This is a genomic window from Companilactobacillus crustorum JCM 15951, from assembly GCF_001434585.1.
GTDB classification, from domain to species: domain Bacteria; phylum Bacillota; class Bacilli; order Lactobacillales; family Lactobacillaceae; genus Companilactobacillus; species Companilactobacillus crustorum.
The window spans coordinates 25,825-45,956 of the sequence record NZ_AZDB01000007.1; the positions used below are offsets into that span (position 1 = coordinate 25,825).

The window sequence follows — 20,132 nt, forward strand, 5'->3', positions numbered from 1 at the left end:
CAGGTTTTTTTATTATACAGAATCAGATAAGACCCATGAAATCGTTGAGCTGTATGTCCCTGCTTTAACGGCTCCATCTTGCTTTAGCAAAATTCCAGTATCAGAAGCCCAGTTATTAGAAACATCGCTGTCTTTATTGCCACTCGCAATATTAATTACCGAATTAGTCAAACTCTGCTCTGCTCCGCCGCTATTGCCAACATATACCAATCCGCCTGACCAATCATTATCAAGTGCGGTTGCACTGGCTGACAGCTTCCAATTAGAATCACTATTTCTATTGTCATCTACATCAACAATCCAATCGCCAGAGCGTTCGATCAATTTATCATTCGGCAAAGCTTGAACCGTTTTAAAATAACTATTTTTTGATACTGTTAAGGTCAGACTATTATCAGTCACATTAATAGTAAACGTTATTTCATTTGAAGCATTATGAGTCTCTTTATTCACAACATATAGCGTTACAGTGTTCTGACCAACTTTTAATTGATCTGCTGGAACCGTAAAAGTAAATGGATTATCAGAAGCGTCACCGATCAACTCTTGAGAGCTGCCATTAACTTTCGCATGAACCTCCAATTTAGAAACATCAACTGTTGAACTATCACTATACGAAACCAATCCTTTTACATCAACATTTTGATTTGTCAAAGCAGAGATTGTACTATCGCCTGATACAGCTAAATTCAATTTAGCTGTATTTTTTATAACAAAAGCTGGAGTATCAGTATCTTGCTGCAAATTGCTTCCGTCAAAACTTGCATCAGCTCTATCAACGTTAACATCAGAACTTGTATCGCCACTATTAGCGGTTCCTTCAAAAGTTATTTCTGCATGAGGGATGCCACTCTCAGACAGTGACTCAGCTAACTCATATTTTATAGCACTATCACTCAAACCACTTAAATCAATTTTTTCACTTGTTTTATTGCCACTAGCATCAGTATAAGTAATCTTCGCATCACTATAGTCGATTTTTTGAGGCAATTTTATATTAGCCTCTATATCATTCCAAGATTGCGTTCCGCTTAGATAATTGAGATTGTAAATAACATTTAACTTATCGCCGTTATAAACGACATTGCGGTTTGGATCTTCAGTCGTTGCTGTATCAATATAGCGATTCGATGACTCGTCATAAATTTTAGCAGTAGTACTAGCTTCAACAATTGAAGGAATCGATTCAAAAACAATCAGATTATTTTCAGTACTTCTACCAGTTGACCCAGTAAAGCCCCAATATAATTTATCGCCGCCACTTAGATTAAATTTAGTTAAATCAATTGAATAATCTTTACTGGCCCCAGGAGTCTTCAAATCGCCATTAATAGTTTTATCATCGTATTGTAAATTCATATCAGCAATAGTCGATCCACTTGTCGGTGGCGTCCAAGTTAACGTGATATGGTGCCATCTATCATCAGTTAAAAAGTTGGTACTATAATCGGAACTAGATATTTTAGTAATCGGATTCTCATGTATCATTTGCATTGGAGCTGAAGGCGACGATTTAACGTAGGTAGCTGCTGAAGCTGGATAGTTAGCTCCAATATGATTAATAGCATTATAAACACCACTATCATATCCATCAAAATAGTTACCTGCTCCAGAAGTATCATCATAATTAGCATATGTATCGAACTCTAGGGCCCAGCTATTATCAATCGCTCTTTGAGAAACTGTAGAGGAAGAATCATTCAAACTTTCTTCTGTACCCCAAACTCCCAAAGTCTCACCGACAAACCCACTAGTAGGAACCGTGGTAAAGGCTTGATCACCCTTAGTTGAATTTTGCAGTACTAAAGCCATACCGTCACCAGTATCAGCCCCACCACTTTTGTGTGCTCCACCAAAAAACATCCACATTGACATTGTTTGCTTTTTATTAACATCTATATAATTATGATTGCTGCTAGAATCTTGATCTCTTTTAGCCCAAATAGCACCAACTTTGTTGGTATCACCATACTGAGTCAAAGCAATAACATCAGAATTACCCTTATTAGTGGCTGAACCGACTTTATCTCCCGGTTTAACTATTACTGCATCATTACTAGATATCGTTGGTACTGAAAACCAATTCGTAATTCCCTTTAGTCCTTTAGGAACTGTTCTATCGACACCACTAACGTTAGAGTTATTCGACAAAATTGTTCCTAAATCTGTCTGTGCTGCAGCAGAAACATTTTTTATAGTTCCATTAAATATCAAAATAGTACCAAAAATTATTAAATTTATATATAGTATCTTTTTATTAATTCTCATCATAAATACCCACCCCTCTCTTAATAAAGTAGGATTGATGATATTATATGCCATGCAGGGTACAAAGTGTATTTCTTTGTTTACAACTATGGCATGCTTTTATATCTTAAATACTCTAAAAAGTTATCCCATTATATCAGAATTTAAAGCCTTAATTCAATTCATTTTATATATTCGAATAAATTTTTAGATAAAAAAAGAAGGCTTTTATTTTTAAGCCTTCCCTTTAAGCTAGTTCTAAGGACAACTGCTTAATTCCAACTTGGTTTTTAAATAATTTTTTTAAACCCATTATAATAATAATACTTATAATAGAAACAAATATAATTGTAAAAATTACACCAATTACTTGTACTCCCAATAATTTAAAACCTCCGCCGTAAAAGAGTCCATTTGTAACGACGTTATGGTTGACGGTCTTGGTAGCAAATAAACCAACGCAAATCGAACCAACTATCCCACTGACACCGTGACATCCAAAGATATCCAAATAATCATTCAAATGCAATTTATATTTCAGATAATTCATAAAATAAAAACTACTGATGGCCGAGATTATTCCAATAAGAAATGAACCAAAAATCGTTACATAACCAGTACCTGGAGTAACCCCAACTAATCCACAAATACTTCCCGTGCAAATACCACTAATCGTCACTTTTCCTTTAAAAATCTTTTCTAGAGCAATCCAGGCCATCAAAGCAGAACAAGCAGCAATCGTTGTTGTTAAAAATGCATTCAATGTTTGAGCGCTGATGTTTAATGCACTACCAGCATTAAATCCATACCAGCCAACCCACAAAAGTATTGTTCCCATCAAGATCCATAAAGGATTACCATTGACCTGTTCATTATTGTATTTATAAGGATCTCTTAACGTTATTGCTAAAATCATTGCCGTAATACCAGCATTGATGTGGATTACCGTTCCTCCAGCAAAATCTAAAACTCCTAGTTGAGCTAAAAAACCATTTGTTGACCAAACAATATGAGCCATTGGGTAATAAATAAATATTGACCATAAGGTCACAAATAAAATAATGAATCTTATTCTAACCCGACTAGCAACCGCACCTAAAAAAAGAGCAGGCGTTAAAATTGCAAACATCATTTGAAAGATCAGATAAACCGACGTTGGCAAACCCGTTGAACCATAAGTAGACGATAAGTCTATTCCTGACAGAAATAGGTGCTTAAAATTACCAATGATCCCAAAATTATTACCCTCAAATGAAATAGGAAAACCTATTGCAATCCATAACAAACCTGCTAAACCAAACATTAAAAAACTATCGAATAAAATTCTAGTGACATCTCGTCGTGGTACAAAACCACTATAAAAAATAGCTATTCCTGGAACCATAATCCAGACCAATATTGTTGAAAGAATCATAAACACTACATTCATATTCATCACTTTCTTTTCATATAAGATTTTTTTATTATTTTTAGTATTGTATTACAAATTTCATTTCATGTATACCAATTTAATTTGTGATAATCATAAATATTTTTAATTGTCGCCAAAAAAACTATAATGATCTTTATAAAATTATTAAATGAGGGAGATTACCATGAAAAAGAGAACATCTTTATCTGCCTTAGGTATGTTGATTACTCTAGGCATTGTTTATGGTGATATCGGTACTTCACCACTTTATGTAATGAATTCTATTCTTAACGATGCTGGTACTATGTCTAATGCTAAACCCGAGTATATTCTTGGGAGTGTTTCTCTAATTTTCTGGACCCTAATGTTAATTACTACCGTTAAATATGTTCTCATTGCTATGAGAGCCGACAATAACAATGAAGGTGGAATCTTTGCCCTTTATGCTCTGGTTAGATCGAAGAAATGGTTACTGATTCCTGCTCTAATCGGCGGTTCAGCCTTACTAGCAGATGGAACGCTTACCCCTGCGGTAACAGTTACTTCAGCTATTGAAGGTATCAAGGGTCAGCACTTTGGCAGCTTGATCTTTTCAAACCAACAATCCATCGTTTTAATTATTGTAACGGTGATTTTGTTAACAATTTTTATTATTCAAAAATTTGGTACTGACAAAATCGGAAAATCCTTTGGTCCTATTATGTTAATTTGGTTCAGTTTTATTGGTCTTGCCGGTCTTTTGAATATGGGTACCGATTTGAGCGTTCTGCGTGCTCTTTCACCAGTCTATGCAATCGAGGTTCTTTTCAGTCCCGTCAATAAAGTTGGTATCTTTATTTTAGGGAGCGTCTTCTTAGCAACTACCGGTGCCGAAGCTCTCTATTCTGATATGGGACAAGTTGGAAAACATAATATCTACGCAACCTGGCCTTTCGTTTATCTAATGCTAATGTTGAACTATCTAGGACAGGCGGCTTGGATAATATCAAATTATCAAAATGATGCTTATAAAAATATAAGCGGCATCAATCCTTTTTATGAAATGCTACCCAACAGTCTAAAAGTTTTTGCAATTATCATCGCTACTTTGGCTGCCATTATCGCCTCACAAGCTTTAATAACTGGCTCATTTACTTTAGTTCAAGAAGCTATCGGTTTAAAAATATTACCCAGATTAAAAGTTAAATTTCCCGGCAAAGTTCAAAGTCAGCTTTACATTGAAACAATTAACTGGTTACTGTGTATCGTAACGGTCGGCATTGTGTGGGGCTTCAGAACTTCAGAACATATGGAGGCAGCTTATGGTCTAGCTATAACGCTAACTATGTTAATGACTACCTTGCTCTTGCATCAATTCTTAATCATGAAACATCAGAAACTTGCTGCTAATATTTTCCTTATTGTCTTCTTTACCCTTGAAACTTTGTTCCTAATCTCAAGTCTAATCAAGTTTGTTCACGGTGGTTACGTTACCGTTATAATAACTATGGCAATTCTTGCCATAATGGTAGTTTGGGTCTTTGGTAACAGACGGCGCGACGCCTACTTAGCTGAGAGTGAAAATGTTTCACTTCTGGATTACATCCCTCAACTGCAAAAGCTCAGTCAAGATGAATCTATTCCCACATACGCTACTAACCTAGTTTATATGGTCAAATTAGGTACTAATTATTCTATTAAACGCTCGATCCTTTACTCAATTTTGGATCAAGATCCTAAGCGAGCCAAAGTTTACTGGTTCGTCAGCGTTAATCAAACCAGTGCTCCATATGAATGTAACTACACTGTTGATATGATGAATACTAGAAATGTCGTTAACGTTAAATTGAACCTAGGTTTCAAAAAATCTCAGCACGTCAATATCTATATTAGACAAATTATCAATGGCCTTTTAGATAAAAAAATCATCGATGATCAAACACCAACCTATTCAATGGTGCCAAATCGCCGAGTCGGTTCGTTTAAATTCGTTATTCAGAATCAGCAGTTCCAAGATTTAGGCGCTCAAGAATACATGGGTACGATAGATCGCTTCCTTATCGGTGGCAGGCTGCTTTTACAAAATATAACCATTCCACCCGCACTATGGTTCGGACTTCAATTTAGTGACGTCGTGGAAGAAAAAGTTCCTTTATTCCTTGGAAACCATGAGGATCAATATTTAACCGAAAAAACCGTTATTAACAATGTCAAAGAAACAGATCAAAAAACATATTCAACTTCCAAACATTAAATTGAAAAGGACGACAACTCGATTTTGAGTTGTCGTCCTTTTTATATTAAGCGAAGTGATGTTATGTTTTGTTCCACATTTTTATTTTATTATTTCTGCTCCCAAACAATTCTTAAAATGTTCCAGAGCCCACTGATGTCCAGCTTGATTAAACGAAGCAACTCCATTTTCATGAATAACAATCTTATATCCCAAATTATAGGCATCTACTGCCGTATGCAAAATACAAATATCAGTACAAACACCTACTAAATGTAATGTATCGATTTTTCTTTCCCGTAAACGTAGATCCAAATCAGTTCCAGCAAAAGCACTGTAGCGAGTTTTATCAAATAATTTAACTTGTTCATCGTTATTATGTTCAACAAACCAATAGCTAATATTGCCGTACAATTGGCGTCCCCAGGAATTCATAACGTTATGTGGTGGAAAAAGTTTTGTCTCTGGATGATAAGGATCATTTGGCTTATGAACATCGGTTGGGAACCAAATCCAATCGCCCTCTTGATACATTTTGTCCACTAAATCAAAAATATACTTCTCAATTGCCTGTCCGGGTTTACCACAAGTTAACGCTCCTTTATCGGCAACAAAATCATTCGTATAGTCAATAACTAACAATGCTTGCTTTGAAGACATATTTGTTCTCGCTTTCTTTTTTGTTTAATCATAGTTAAATTATTAAAAAAACACCAATTAATCACCTTACAATAGAGCCATATTATCTCTCAGCATATGTTATAATCTCCCTAATAATGAACCATATAGGGGCTTTAATATGCATACTAAATATCGGGAACCTATCAACAAAAAATATCTAATAATTTCTATTATTGGAGTAATAGTTTTTGCTGCTTTACTATCTTTCTTTACTCTAAAAAATACTAATACTAAAACAACCAATAATAATCTGCGAACCACACAATCAACTCCAGAATATAAATCTATTCGCAAGAATCTTAATCAAAAATTCAACCAGAACGGTCGAGTTGTAGATATTAAGGTCGATCATAATATCAATGACCAAACCAGTAAATATCCGCATACAGTTATTGTGATTCTCTTAACTGACAAACAAACTCAAAAATATCTCAAAACTTCTTACGAAAATATTCAAAATAATCAAGCTACCGAAGATCAAAAGAATTACGTTTATGCTATCCAAAAGATAGTCTCTCAGCAGGCCAAAAAGCTCGACAACAATTATGACGTTATTCAATTTGTCTACAAAGATGGTAAAAAATATGTTCCTGTTGCTAGCTCACAGAAAAACAAATCTTTAATCAAACCTGTAAAATCATCTAAAAAATAATAATCTGCAAAAAAACGATCGAGAAATTATTCTCGGTCGTTTTTCTTAACAGTTGTTTCATCAAATTTAATAATCTTTTGGGCAATTTCTTCTGGTTTTTCAAGCATAGCCAAATGACCAGCGCCTTTAATATCCTCTATTTGAAGATCAGGTACTCGTCCAATAGTTGCCTTAGCATCTTTAATTCCCTTTTCAGTCAAGATCTGATCTCCATCGCCAAACATAGCCAATGTTGGAATCTCAAATGAACGTAGACGTTTGTTCAGTGGCTTTTCAGATAGATAATCGACTGCCATTTTTTGAAGTTTCTTAGCAACTTTGCGATCTACCCTATTTGCTGCTTCATCCACGATTTTAGGATTCTTTAAATCATTACGATTAAAGTTCTTATCGAAATACATCCCTGCTTTAACTGGAGATTTAGACAATTTACCCAATAAAGGAAGATTAGCAACTGCAGACGAAGCGTCCATATCAGCATACTTGTCATTAGCTGGTGTATTCAATAGAATCAACTTGGAGATTGTAAATCCACGCATTTCAGCCATATTGACCGCGACTAACCCGCCGACTCCGTAGCCAGCAATGACTAAATTATCGGTGATTTTCAGACGAGCAATTGCTTCAAGCATATTCCAAGCCTCTGAATCAATTGTATAGTGGTCACTCTTTGATTTAGAAGACTTACCTTGTCCTAATAAATCGAGCGACAATACACGATATTTTTCTTTTAAGTAGGGAACCATTTCATCGAAATACTCAACAGAACCATTGATACCTGGTATAAGAACAAGTATACGTTTATCGCTGTTCTCTTCGTTTAGTTTTGTATTTACACTGCCCTCAGATGTAGATAATATTTTTTCCAAATTTATTCTGCCTCTTTAGTTTTTACTCTTATTAAAAAATATACCTAACTTATGAAGATTTTGCATTGTTTCTGGCAATTTTTAATTTATTTTTATTTAATGACGGTATTTTATTGACAATTTTTCGAAAATGCATTAGATTGGACTAGACCAGAAAGATAGAGATGGGAGATTAATATAATGAATATAATTAAAGTTAAAGACACACAAATGGGTGGCAAGGAAGCTTTCAAGATCGTTAAAGACGACATTGAAAACAACGGTGCTAAAGTTTTAGGTTTAGCTACTGGTAGTAGTCCCATTACACTTTACAACGAAATGACAAGCAGCGACCTTGATTTTTCAAATATGACATCAGTTAACTTGGATGAATATGTTGGTCTAAAGCCTGACAATGAACAAAGCTATCACTATTTCATGAACGAACATCTTTTCAATAAGAAACCTTTCAAGAATTCATATGTTCCTGATGGTTCAAATCCTGACGCTGAAGCTGCTACTAAAGCTTACGACAAGATTATTGAAGAGAACCCTATTGATCTTCAAATCCTTGGTATCGGTAGAAATGGTCACATTGGTTTTAACGAACCAGGCTCACCACTTGATGGTACAACAAGAAAAGTTGGTTTAACAGAATCAACTATCGAAGCTAATACTCGTTTCTTTGAAGATGAAAAAGACGTACCACGTTTTGCATACTCAATGGGTATTGGTTCAATTCTAAAAGCTAAGAAGATCATTCTTCTAGCTTATGGTGAAAATAAAGCCGACGCTATTGCTGCTACTGTTGACGGTCCTGTTACTGAAGACTGCCCCGCAAGTGCCCTTCAAAATCATCCTGATGTAACACTTATCATTGATGACGCTGCCGCATCAAAGTTAAAATAAATTATAATTGATACTAGTCGATAGCCTTCCTTCGGGAAGGTTATTTTTTTACTGCAATTCTAAAACTAAATCCAGTGCGATAGCCAACGGCTGACACTGGATTTTTTACATGAAAGAAATTACCTTCCGGATTCACTTTTCTAATATTCACATTTTAATTAAAAATCGAAAAATAAATTATTATCTGTCTAATACATTGGTAATTTCAGCCACAATTTGTTCAGGCGTTAATTTAAATTCTTGCCACAATTCTTGAGTTGTTTCATTTTCATTAAATCGTTTTGCCGCACCAAAGTTTAAAACCTTCACTTTAGTATCGCCATAGTAATGACTGACCTTTTCTCCAAAGCCGCCGCTCAGACTAGCCTCTTCCAAAGTAACTACCACTTGGTGATCCCTTTCTAACGATTTTAATGTGGCAGTATCTAGATCAGAAATATTTCTTGGATCAAGCACTGTCGCATTTATAGCTTGAGCTTTTAACTTCTGTTCAACATCTTGAGCTAAAGGCAATAAACTTCCCACTCCCAAAATGGCAACTTTTTGACCAGCGTTTAGAATATTCATTTTATTAGCATCAAAATCATTCAAAGTTGCTGAATGAACTTCATTACTAGGTACTCTGATAGCTACTGGACCCTTGTCTTGATGTAATGACCAGTGCATCATAGCTGTCAATTCTTCCTCAGTTGTAGGAGCCAAATAGGTTAAACCAGGAATATTACTCAACATTGCTATATCAAAAATGCCTTGATGTGTCGGATCGCCTGCAGTAATTTTTCCACCTGAAACCATGATAGTTACTGGTAATTTATTTATTCCTAAATCATGAGAAATCTGATCATAAGCTCGCTGCAAGAATGTTCCTGAATGGAAGACAATTGGTCTCAAACCTTGTTGGGCCTGACCAGCTGCTAAAGTAATTGATTCTTGTTCAGCAATCCCTACATCAAAGTAACGTTCAGGATATTTACGGCCAAAGCGTTTCAAGTCATAAGTTCCCGGAATAGCTGCGGTTATTGCTGTAATCGGAGTTTTTGCGGCCATTTCTTGATCTAATTCAGCGTGAATCACATCAGTATAAGTTTTAGCGGTATTAGGATGCAAAGACTTTCCAGTCTCTAGATCAAAAGGAACATGCCAATGAAAGGCCTCTTTGTTAGTTATAGCCGGTTGATAGCCATGACCCTTTTCTGTATGGACGTGCAATACAATCGGATGATCGATATCTTTAACTTCTTTAAAAACATCTAACATAGTCTGTAGATCATTCCCATTTTCAACATAACGATAATCCAATCCCATAGCTTTAAAAAGATTATGCGAACTTTGTCCATTAGTTTCACGTAACTCTTTTAGACCTTCATATAAAACACCATGGTCCTCTGCAATGGCCATCCCATTATCATTGACTAAAATAATTAAATTAGTCTTTAATGTAGCAGCAATATTCAATCCTTCCAATGCCAATCCACCCGACAATGAACCATCGCCAATGACTGCCATAATATTGCCTGATTTTTTTTGCAAGTCCCGTGCAGTCGCCATTCCAGTTGCTAAAGCAATTGAAGTTGAAGTATGTCCAATATCAAAAAAGTCATGTGAACTTTCCATTGGTTCCGTATAACCACTGACATCTTCAAAATGCTTTGGATCTAACCAAGCTTGTTTTCTTCCTGTCAAAATTTTATGTGTATAAGATTGATGCGATACATCCCATACGACTTTATCAACAGGCGAATTAAAGATTGTATGAAAAGCAATCGTTAACTCCACTACCCCCAAATTGGGACCTACATGTCCACCAGTTTGGCTAATTTTATTCAATAAAACGTATCTAATTTCTTTAGATAACTCAGTTAATTCAGCTAACGTTAGCTTTTTTAAATCAGCTGGTTGATCAATCTTTTTTAAAATTGGTGTTTCCATAAATATTTATGCCTGCTTTCCTAATTGAAAATATCGATAGAACTATCCTAATCCCTAAAGCTAACTTGAGGTCAAGTATTTTGAATTCATATTGACAATATCTTTCTAAAAACTGTAACCTAATTAGGTTGTATTTTTATAGGTGGTAATTATGAAAGAAAAATTATTTAAAAAAGCTGACTTTAATAAGTTTGCTGCGGGCGATGCCCATTTTGAAAAAACGTTAACTCGAGGAAACTTAATTTCGATGGGAATTGGTGCCATTATTGGTACCGGTATTTTTATACTCCCAGGAATTGTGGCCTATGGTACTACTGGACCAGGAATAATGCTTTCCTTTATTCTAGCCGCTGTCGTCTGCGTTTTGACGGCAATGTGTTTCGCAGAATTATCCTCAACTTTTCCAGTTGCTGGCAGTACTTATTCGTATGGCAGCATTATCTTCGGACAATTTCCTGGCTGGTTAATTGGCTGGGCTTTGTGCTTGGAATACATTTTAGGCGTTTCTGCGGTCTCTTCTGGCTTCTCAGCCTACTTTGTCAGTCTCATGAACAGTTTTGGGATTGTTCTTCCAAAAGCCGTGACAGGTCCCTTAGAGCCTTCGAATGGAACCTTTATCAATCTTCCCGCAGTTGTCGTTTTAATTTTGATTTATTTACTCTTACGACGCGGAATTCAAGCTTCAACCAAAATGAATACCGTGATGGTCTTCGTTAAAATAGCAGTAGTTATTACATTTATTGGCGTGGGAATTTTTTATATCAAACCGGCTAACTATCATCCCTATTTTCCAATGGGAGGATTTGGAGTTGTTAAGGGTGCTGCCTTAGTTTTCTTCGCTTATTTAGGATTCGACGTTATTCCTTCATCAGCCCCCGAAGTAAAAGATCCTCAGAAGAATATTCCTATTAGTATCATGGTTTCTTTAGCCATTTGTGCTATTCTCTACGTTATCTTATCAGCAGTTTTAACTGGTATGGTCAACTACAAAGATCTTAATTATGCTGACCCCGTTGTTTATGCTTTAAACCATGTAAAACTTGGTAAAATAGCTTTCTTAATTACAATTGGTGCCCTAGCTGGGATGTTTACTATGATGCTCAATACCGTCTACGGTGGTTCCAGATTGATTTATGCACTCGGACGAGATGGAATGATTCCTGATGCTTTTGGTAAAATTGATGAAAAAGCTAAGATGCCAATTCTTTCATTGAATACTATTACTATCTTGGCAGTTGTACTTGGTGGCTTTGTTTCTTTAAAAGAATTAACTAGTCTGGTTAATATTGGGACCCTTGTTTCATTTACTTTCGTAGCCTCAGGAATAATTAAATTACGCCATCGTAAAGACGTTCCCCAAAGTGATTTCAAAGTACCCTTTTATCCTTGGCTACCGATCATCTCAGTTATTCTTTGCATCTTGCTGATGACCCAAGTCAGTATCAATTCTTGGATTACCTTTATTGGTTGGTTTGCTATTGGCGTCGTAGTCTATTTCCTTTATGGATATCGCAAAGTTAATTAAAAAAAGAGGGCGTTCTGTATGTCTACAGAACGCCCTCATGTGGTAAGGTGCAGTGATTTTCCAAACGCTTGCGCGCCAACCACGTACCCTTACCTCGGTTTGGCACCGTCATGTAGTATCGCATGTTATCATCAACAATGTCAATCTAAAGAATTAAGCGACCACTATATTTAGTTAATATTCACAATACTTCTAAGTATCCGTTTTCAAAATAAAAAAGACTGAAACCGCTTGGTTTCAGTCTTTTTTTACTATTGTTTCACATGGAACATATTGTATAAAGACATATGTTCGCCACAATATATGGTATTCAAATTATTTTTCTAAAGTTTTTGCCAAATCATAACATAATTTATGACTCAAGATAGCTGAATCGGGACTTACAGGATTCTCACCTTGTTCCGAAACTGCCTTTAAAAATGATTTAATAATGGGATCAAAACCTCTTGTCACAAGAGTGTTCTCCCAATCTGGTCTTGCTGTTTGCATTATATTTTGAGTCTGATAAGTCCTCAATGAGTTTAAGTTAGTTACCTCTTGACGAGTTTTAGTTCCTTGAACTGTTGACAATTCCAAGTTACTGCCACCAATCATGTTGGTTACTACTTGAGCACGCGAGGTTTTACCGGTCAAAGTAATATAACCTTGTTCTAAATTATTATTATTTGTTACAAGGAAATTATCTACTTGTTCAATCTTTTCATCCATCAAGTAAACGGCCGTATCGACTGAGTGAATCATCAAATCAAAAATAGCAAATTGAGCTGGTTGCAGAGCATGCTCTCGAATTTTTTCAGAAACAATCGTCCTTTTGTCAGTAATTTGCTTCAATGCCTGATTAAAGGGGGCAAAACGTCGATTAAAGCCACAAGTTAGCAAAAGTTGCTTTTCTTCAGCCAAATGATATAGCTCTTCAACTTCAGATAAATTTTCGGAAACTGGCTTATCAACATAAACGTTAATATCATTCTCTAAAAGTTGTTTGATAATTGCAAAATGCGTAGCTGTTGGTGTGTGTACAAAAACTGCCAAAGGTTTTTCGGCAATCAATTCGTCTAAGGTTTGATGAAAATATTTGAAACCATATTTATTTTCTAACATCTTACCTTTTGATTTATTTCTGGTCGTTAAATGCCACTCATACTGATCCTGAAGAGTAGCCATAACTGGTAAATAAGCTTTTTGCGCAATATTTCCCAGACCAATTACCCCAATTTTTTCCATCCTATTACCTCTTAATATTCATTGAATAACTGTAAATGTTCTTTAAGATACTTTCCGGTCAAACTACTAGAATTGTTTGCAATCGTTTTCGGAGTACCCGTTGCAACAATTTTACCACCATTAATGCCACCTTCTGGTCCTAAATCATTTATATAGTCAGCATTAGCAATAATATCAAGATCATGTTCAATCACGATAATCGTCGCATGACGTTTTAATAATTTATTAAAGACATCTAATAAGACCCCGACATCTTTAGGATGCAGCCCTACGCTAGGTTCATCAAAAATAAATAATTGATTCTTTTGACTATGCTTCATATAAGTTACTAGCTTCATTCTTTGAGCTTCACCACCAGATAAAGTTGGCGTACTCTCGCCCAATTTAAGATAGCTTAACCCCATACTGTTTAAAACATCTAATGTGTTTTTGATCTTAGGCTCTTCTTTGAAAAATTCAGCGGCTTCTTTAACTGACATATCCAATATTTCTGCAATATTTTTACCTTGCCATTCAATCTCTAAAATTTCTTTTTTATAACGATTGCCATGACAAACTGGACAAGTTTGCACCATATCGGGCAAATATTGAATGTCCAAAGTAATCACACCGGTGCCGCCACAATTAGGACAAGCTCCTTGTTTATTATTATATGAGAAATAAGTTGGCGTAAATTTTTTTGCTTTAGCTGCCGCAGTTTGTGCAAAAATCTTACGCAAATGATCTAATACCTTTGTATATGTCCCCACTGTTGAACGAACATTTTTTCCTATCGGTACAGAATCAACTGTGACGATATTTTTTATACCTGCAGGATCAACATTTTGAACAAATTTTGGTAATTGTTCGCCATCAATTTTATCTTTCAAAGCTGGTAACAAGCTGTCAAAAATAAGTGTTGTTTTACCAGAACCAGACATCCCTGAAACTACATTTAATGATTCTTTGCTAAACTTAGCAGTCATATTATGAATGTTATAACGATCACTAATTTCAACGCTAATAGTGCCTTTGGTAAAAGGTTTAGTTTGTTTATGTTTGAGAATATCAGCCTTACCAGTTAAATATGGCTGAACAACTGAATTGGGATGTTCTTTTATTTCAGCTACAGTCCCTTGAGTAATAACGTTACCGCCATCTTTACCAGAATCTGGACCAATTTCAATTACATAATCAGCAGCAGCAATAATACTAGTATCATGATCAACCACAATTAATGAATTACCGAGTTGAACTAGTTCACGTAAAATTTTAATCAAACCAGCAACATTAGCTGCATGCAAGCCCACACTGGGTTCATCCAAAACATACAGTACTCCAGTCATCTGGTTTCGAATTGTCCGAGCCAATTGAATTCGCTGCAGCTCACCTGTTGACAATGTGTTTCCGGCTCTAGATATAGAAAGATAATTCAATCCTAGATCAACAATCGGTGCTAACAAATCTAATAACTCCGTAGTTAAGTTTTTACCCAAAGCTTGCATCTCATTTGGCAACCAATTCATAATATCCGTACAAAAACTCTGCAATTCAGAAATAGTGAATTGACTGACTTCAGCAATATTTTTATCAACTAATTGATTACTAAACAATTTGGGATTGAAGCGACTACCATGACAATCTGGACAAACTTTTTCCGAATAGAATCGTTCTAAACGAGCTAAGGTATTTTCGTTTTTAGTGCTCTTAAGACTGTTTTTAACAGCCATTACAGCATTTTCATACAACGCGTTTAACCTAAAAGAGCGCCCGGTTTTAGTAGGAACCAAAATTTCTTTTTTCTGTTCCTTGCCATTGACAACAATTTCTTTTTCCTTGGCCGTTAAGTCCTTAAATGGTACGTCAGTTCTGACTCCTAACTCCTTGATGATATCTTTTTGAAGAGTTCGCCCAGGTAAATTCCAGGATCTTATGGCACCATCGTCAATCGACAAATTTTTATCAGGAATGATTTTATCAATTTCAATTTCTTTCAAAAAACCAGTTCCCTGACAAGTGGGACAAGCACCATCAGAGTTAAAAGCAAAATCCTCGGCACTAAAGGTCATAAACTTAGCTCCGCAAACAGGACAGGTCATCATACCCATATCTTCATCAGAAGTGGGAAGATCCATCACCTCAGATATTTTCAAAGTGGGCTTCAAACGATGTCCATTAGGACAAACAACTGAAGCTAACCGAGAAAACATTAATCTCAAGATATTCAAGCTTTCGGTCATTGTTCCTACAGTCGAACGAACTCCAGGTACAACTGGACGTTGACGCAAAGCAATCGTAGAAGGTAGATTCTTGATGTCCTTAACATCCGAACGCCCCATTTGAGTTATTCTTCTTCTAGTATAGGTTGATAAAGCATTAAGATATTTTCTAGCTCCCTCAGCGTAGACAGTATCCATTGCCAAAGATGATTTGCCCGAACCTGATACACCTGTAATTGCTACAAAAGAATTCAAAGGTATATCGACATTGATATTTTTAAGGTTATTAGCATTGGCCCCAATAACTTCAATATTATCCGGAATATAATTTTTATGTCTAATTGTCATAGTTTCCCTCTTCTTTCGATGGGTCGATTATAACATTAGTAATAATTCTTTTAGAATATCTAGTCTTGTTATCCTTCTGTGGCGTTATAACGGTTGTTTAATTTTGTTTATCAGTTGATAAAAAGAGATAATGACTTTACATACTGTCATTATCTCTTTTTCTTACAAATTTATGGTAAATCAAACTTTATTCAAACAAAGGAACCCTAATCTGTGTTTTTACATCAAACATCCCTTTATCAGAAATCTTCAACACAGGAGATACCAGCAATGAAATAGTTGAGAACGACATAATCTCATTAAAGTTTTTATATCCAAGATCCTGCATGCCTTTTCTAACTGCTTTTAATTCCAATGCCAGCTTTTCAATGGGTTCTTCACTAATAATTCCGCCTATTGTTAACGGAGCATTGGCGGTTATTTTACCCTCTTTAGCAATAACGTAGCCACCTTGATCAGCTAATATTTGATGTTGAACTTTTACCATAGAGTCAATATCTGTTCCCATTACCATTAAATTATGATGATCATGAGCCCAGGTTGATCCAACTGCACCTTTTTGATTCAAAGCATTTTTTACAAAAGCAAAAACCACATTGCCATTCTTTCCATACCTTTCTTGAATCATCAATAGGGACAATCCAGCTGCCTGCCACTCAACATTGCCATCTTTTACTTGCAATCTGATTTGAACTTTCTTGGTAAAAGTACCTTTAGAATTTATCTCAATCACATTAGCTAACTCTGACTCATGATTACTTTTTATTAATAAATCATCTTTAGTAATTCTTTTAGCATGAACTGATTGTTTTAAATATTCGGGAAATTGAGCTTGCATAGGTTTCAAATTGTTAACTGAAACACCATTTTTATAAACATCATCGATTTCAAATTTCTGAGGATCATTCAAAAATATTAAATCGGCTACTCTACCTGGTGCGATGGCTCCACGGTCATTCAAAGACATTCTTCTAGCTGGAGTATAAGTTGCCATATAGATGGCTTTTTCAACCGGCATGCCCATATCAATCGCTTCTTTAACAATGACATTCAGATGACCATTAACTAGATCATCAGCCATTACATCGTCGGTTACAAAGGCGGCGTATTCATAAAAATCGTTATCAATAATTGTTTGCATATTTTCTGGAGACATGGATTTTTTTTGAAATTGGATAAACATCCCATTATTGATTCTTTCGACAATACTGTCAGGCGTTTGATAAGTGTGGTCAGAAGTAATCCCACTAGCAGCAAACTTAGCTAAATCTAATCCTGAATATTGAGGGCAATGTCCTTCTAAAGGCATCGTAGGACGCATTTCTTTACAAAGATCGATAATCTTTCGAATTAGTGAATCTGGTTCTGAAACGATTCCTTTGAAGTTCATTGCCTCACCCAAACAAATAATTCTGGGATCTTGTAACATTTCTTTCGTTTCAGGAAGTCCAATGATGCCACCAGTTGTTTCCATATCCGGTTTGGTCGAAGGAACCGAGGACGGTAAAGCATAAAAGACATCGATCAAACTTTTTTGAGCCATAAAATCTTTTAATCCCTTAACTCCAGCAACATTAGAAATTTCATGGGCATCAGCGATAACTGTCGTTGTTCCAAATTTAAGTGCTTCATTTCCAAAATTTGCTGGATCGGTCATTGAACTCTCAATATGCATGTGTGAATCAATCAATCCCGGAATCAAATATTTATCTTTAGCATCAATAACTTTCTTTGCCGAAAAATCCAGATTTTTGGCTACCATTAAAATTTTACCCGATTCAATAGCAATATCTTTTTTTTCAAACTTTTGTGAAAAGGTATTAAAAACTTGGCCATTCTTTATTAACGTATCAACTTGCATATTCTACATCCCTTAATTCATAGTCTGATTCCATTTTTTGATCCATGATGGCAATTGTTTATTTACATAATTAAAATCGATCATCTTAGCACGTTTAGCAACTTTTCCATATGTCATGTATTGTGGATCCTTCAACGTTACTGAGCTGTTGGTAGGCGCATTATTCAATGAATTCTTTTCAGCAACCTTAGCTTGTGATGCCTTGCCGATTCGATAATCAATGTACTTATATGCTGCATCTGTATTCTTACTATTTTTGAGAATTGATGCTGTATCATAATTAGCATAAGTTCCAGATTCGGGTACTACATAGTCCACATCAGGCGCAGCATTTTTTATCATGCCAACAGCAAAGTCGCCAACAACTGCTACATCGATCTCACCAGATTTAAACATATTAGCCAGATCAGATGATTTAGAATAGGTTTTTACCACGTTTGGTTTTAGTGCCTTTAATTGATTAAATGCTTGATTTTCATCGACTTTGCCATTATCGACAAAACTAGATGTCACCTGAGTATTTTGATAATGCTCATTTGCAATATAAACCATTGCAGGTCCAAATGTTGTTGCAATATCAGGAATTGCAATCTTATTAGCTAATTTTTTATCCCAAAGTTGATCCCAAGAAGTGATTTTACCAACTTTTTTAGGGTTATAAATTATCCCAATGCTGTTAACTGTGTAAGGAACACTATTGGTTTCCTTAGCTAATTTCTGTTGATCTTTAGATAGATATTTAAAATTCTTTAATTTGCTAAAATCTAATTTTTTAAAGGTATTCTTGTTATTACCAGCAACAGCATTGTTCTGTGCCAACTCAATTACATCTACTCCTGAATTAGGATTATGAGAAATTTGAGTGAACCTCGAAGAGCTATCACCAAACTGACTTTTGACTGTCAAATTATTATCTTTACCAAATGGAGTAAAAACATCCCTAGTCATTTGTTTAGTAGCTAGTCCAAAAGTTGAAACTGTCAATTGCTTGCTGGCCCCTTTATTATTGCTGCATCCAGCTATAACCAACATAGCTAAAAGAGTTGTTACAATTGTGAAAATCTTTGTATTTTTTTTCATATTTAATCCCCGTCTTCTAATTCAATCAATGATTTTTCAGAAAAACTCAAACCAATATCATCATTTATTTCATAATTTTCTTGTTGAGTATCAACTTTCATTCGACCTAATTCAGTTTCAACAATGTATTGATAATTGTTGCCCAGAAAATTCTTTACTAAAACTTTTCCATTTAAAATATTCTCATTCGATCCCAGTTCAATTTTCTCTGGCCTAATAGTTAATTGGCTTCCGGAAATGATATCGTTATAACGCCAGTTATGTTCTTTAGCCCATTGCTTAGGTACAAAATTCTCATAGCCAACAAAAGCTGCAACAAACTTTGTCTTGGGATGTCGAAAAATATTTTGTGGCGTATCCAGTTGTTCGATTTTTCCATGATTCATAACCGCAACTCTATCAGAAATCGCAAAACATTCTTCTTGATCATGAGTTACAAAAATAGTTGTCATTTTCATCTTTTTTTGTAAACGACTGATTTCTTCACGCATTTCAATTCTTAATTTTGCATCTAAGTTACTTAAAGGCTCATCCAACAGTAGAACATCCGGATTGATTGCCAATGCTCTAGCTAATGAAACTCGTTGTTGTTGTCCACCCGAAAGTTCATTTGGCATACGATCCTTTAAATCTAATAATCCAGTTGTTTTCAAAATACTTAGAGTTTTTTCAAAAATTTCACTTTTGGATAATTTTTTACGTTTCAATCCAAAAGCAACGTTCTGAAAAATAGTCATATGAGGAAATAACGCATAACTTTGGAAAACCATTCCAAAATTTCTTTTATAAACAGGAACTTTAGAGATATCCCCTCCGGCCACGATAATTGAACCTTCCTGCATAGGCAATAACCCAGATATTAATCTCAACATTGTTGTCTTACCACAACCACTTGGCCCTAGGATGGATAACAGTTCCCCATCGTGAATATCCAACGACAAATCTTTCAAAATTTGCTTATTTTTTTGATACGAATGCGATAAATTATTAATTTTAATTTGTGCCAC

The 20,132-nt window shown here is 35.3% G+C and carries 14 protein-coding genes; 4 read left to right on the forward strand and 10 right to left on the reverse strand.

The features are described 5' to 3' along the window. Window positions 1-12 precede the first annotated feature (12 nt). Window positions 13-2,271: an L-type lectin family protein gene (locus FD26_RS03295; RefSeq protein WP_057867016.1), complete on the reverse strand. Its 2,259-nt coding sequence runs from the start codon at window positions 2,269-2,271 to the stop codon at window positions 13-15. 223 nt (window positions 2,272-2,494) lie between these two features. After that, window positions 2,495-3,676, reverse strand: coding sequence for an ammonium transporter (locus FD26_RS03300; protein WP_057867017.1), 1,182 nt, complete (start codon window positions 3,674-3,676; stop codon window positions 2,495-2,497). A 151-nt stretch (window positions 3,677-3,827) separates the two neighbouring features. Here FD26_RS03300 and FD26_RS03305 point away from each other — a divergent pair, with 151 nt between their 5' ends. Next, complete coding sequence (locus FD26_RS03305) at window positions 3,828-5,891, forward strand: KUP/HAK/KT family potassium transporter (protein ID WP_200953660.1); 2,064 nt, start codon at window positions 3,828-3,830, stop codon at window positions 5,889-5,891. Window positions 5,892-5,972: 81 nt separating this feature from the next. On the opposite strand, the gene FD26_RS03310 is transcribed toward FD26_RS03305, so the two are convergent. Beyond that, a complete protein-coding gene (locus tag FD26_RS03310) occupies window positions 5,973-6,530 on the reverse strand; it encodes a cysteine hydrolase family protein (protein ID WP_057867019.1) in 558 nt (185 codons plus the stop codon). A gap of 139 nt (window positions 6,531-6,669) precedes the next feature. Here FD26_RS03310 and FD26_RS03315 point away from each other — a divergent pair, with 139 nt between their 5' ends. After that, window positions 6,670-7,203 (forward strand): hypothetical protein, encoded by a 534-nt coding sequence (locus tag FD26_RS03315; RefSeq protein ID WP_057867020.1) that lies wholly within the window; start codon window positions 6,670-6,672, stop codon window positions 7,201-7,203. Between the two features lie 26 nt (window positions 7,204-7,229). On the opposite strand, the gene FD26_RS03320 is transcribed toward FD26_RS03315, so the two are convergent. Beyond that, on the reverse strand, window positions 7,230-8,072 hold the full coding sequence (locus FD26_RS03320) for an alpha/beta fold hydrolase (RefSeq protein ID WP_057867021.1): 843 nt from the start codon (window positions 8,070-8,072) through the stop codon (window positions 7,230-7,232). Window positions 8,073-8,252: 180 nt separating this feature from the next. Between FD26_RS03320 and nagB the strand changes: the two genes are divergently transcribed. Next, window positions 8,253-8,960: a glucosamine-6-phosphate deaminase gene (gene nagB / locus FD26_RS03325; protein ID WP_057867022.1), complete on the forward strand. Its 708-nt coding sequence runs from the start codon at window positions 8,253-8,255 to the stop codon at window positions 8,958-8,960. A 180-nt stretch (window positions 8,961-9,140) separates the two neighbouring features. On the opposite strand, the gene FD26_RS03330 is transcribed toward nagB, so the two are convergent. Beyond that, window positions 9,141-10,889 carry a 1-deoxy-D-xylulose-5-phosphate synthase gene (locus FD26_RS03330; RefSeq protein WP_057867023.1) on the reverse strand — a complete coding sequence of 583 codons (1,749 nt, stop codon included), beginning with the start codon at window positions 10,887-10,889 and terminating at the stop codon, window positions 9,141-9,143. A 151-nt stretch (window positions 10,890-11,040) separates the two neighbouring features. Here FD26_RS03330 and FD26_RS03335 point away from each other — a divergent pair, with 151 nt between their 5' ends. After that, complete coding sequence (locus tag FD26_RS03335; RefSeq protein WP_057867024.1) at window positions 11,041-12,414, forward strand: APC family permease; 1,374 nt, start codon at window positions 11,041-11,043, stop codon at window positions 12,412-12,414. 315 nt (window positions 12,415-12,729) lie between these two features. Here FD26_RS03335 and FD26_RS03340 read toward each other — a convergent pair whose 3' ends face one another. From FD26_RS03340 to FD26_RS03360, 5 genes are all read right to left on the reverse strand, one after another. Continuing rightward, a complete protein-coding gene (locus FD26_RS03340) occupies window positions 12,730-13,638 on the reverse strand; it encodes a Gfo/Idh/MocA family protein (RefSeq protein WP_057867025.1) in 909 nt (302 codons plus the stop codon). Between the two features lie 11 nt (window positions 13,639-13,649). Further along, window positions 13,650-16,184: an excinuclease ABC subunit UvrA gene (locus FD26_RS03345; protein WP_057867026.1), complete on the reverse strand. Its 2,535-nt coding sequence runs from the start codon at window positions 16,182-16,184 to the stop codon at window positions 13,650-13,652. Window positions 16,185-16,371: 187 nt separating this feature from the next. After that, window positions 16,372-18,045 carry an adenine deaminase C-terminal domain-containing protein gene (locus FD26_RS03350; protein WP_057867027.1) on the reverse strand — a complete coding sequence of 558 codons (1,674 nt, stop codon included), beginning with the start codon at window positions 18,043-18,045 and terminating at the stop codon, window positions 16,372-16,374. Between the two features lie 12 nt (window positions 18,046-18,057). Further along, complete coding sequence (locus tag FD26_RS03355) at window positions 18,058-19,125, reverse strand: ABC transporter substrate-binding protein (protein WP_057867028.1); 1,068 nt, start codon at window positions 19,123-19,125, stop codon at window positions 18,058-18,060. A 2-nt stretch (window positions 19,126-19,127) separates the two neighbouring features. Next, complete coding sequence (locus FD26_RS03360; protein ID WP_057867029.1) at window positions 19,128-20,132, reverse strand: ABC transporter ATP-binding protein; 1,005 nt, start codon at window positions 20,130-20,132, stop codon at window positions 19,128-19,130.

Excerpts from the sequence above, each read along its gene's own strand:
- FD26_RS03295 (WP_057867016.1), bottom strand. The coding sequence starts at position 2,271 with ATGATGAGAATTAATAAAAAGATACTATATATAAATTTAATAATTTTT.
- FD26_RS03300 (WP_057867017.1), bottom strand. The coding sequence starts at position 3,676 with ATGAATGTAGTGTTTATGATTCTTTCAACAATATTGGTCTGGATTATG.
- FD26_RS03305 (WP_200953660.1), top strand. The coding sequence starts at position 3,828 with ATGAGGGAGATTACCATGAAAAAGAGAACATCTTTATCTGCCTTAGGT.
- FD26_RS03310 (WP_057867019.1), bottom strand. The coding sequence starts at position 6,530 with ATGTCTTCAAAGCAAGCATTGTTAGTTATTGACTATACGAATGATTTT.
- FD26_RS03315 (WP_057867020.1), top strand. The coding sequence starts at position 6,670 with ATGCATACTAAATATCGGGAACCTATCAACAAAAAATATCTAATAATT.
- nagB (WP_057867022.1), top strand. The coding sequence starts at position 8,253 with ATGAATATAATTAAAGTTAAAGACACACAAATGGGTGGCAAGGAAGCT.
- FD26_RS03330 (WP_057867023.1), bottom strand. The coding sequence starts at position 10,889 with ATGGAAACACCAATTTTAAAAAAGATTGATCAACCAGCTGATTTAAAA.
- FD26_RS03335 (WP_057867024.1), top strand. The coding sequence starts at position 11,041 with ATGAAAGAAAAATTATTTAAAAAAGCTGACTTTAATAAGTTTGCTGCG.
- FD26_RS03340 (WP_057867025.1), bottom strand. The coding sequence starts at position 13,638 with ATGGAAAAAATTGGGGTAATTGGTCTGGGAAATATTGCGCAAAAAGCT.
- FD26_RS03345 (WP_057867026.1), bottom strand. The coding sequence starts at position 16,184 with ATGACAATTAGACATAAAAATTATATTCCGGATAATATTGAAGTTATT.
- FD26_RS03350 (WP_057867027.1), bottom strand. The coding sequence starts at position 18,045 with ATGCAAGTTGATACGTTAATAAAGAATGGCCAAGTTTTTAATACCTTT.
- FD26_RS03355 (WP_057867028.1), bottom strand. The coding sequence starts at position 19,125 with ATGAAAAAAAATACAAAGATTTTCACAATTGTAACAACTCTTTTAGCT.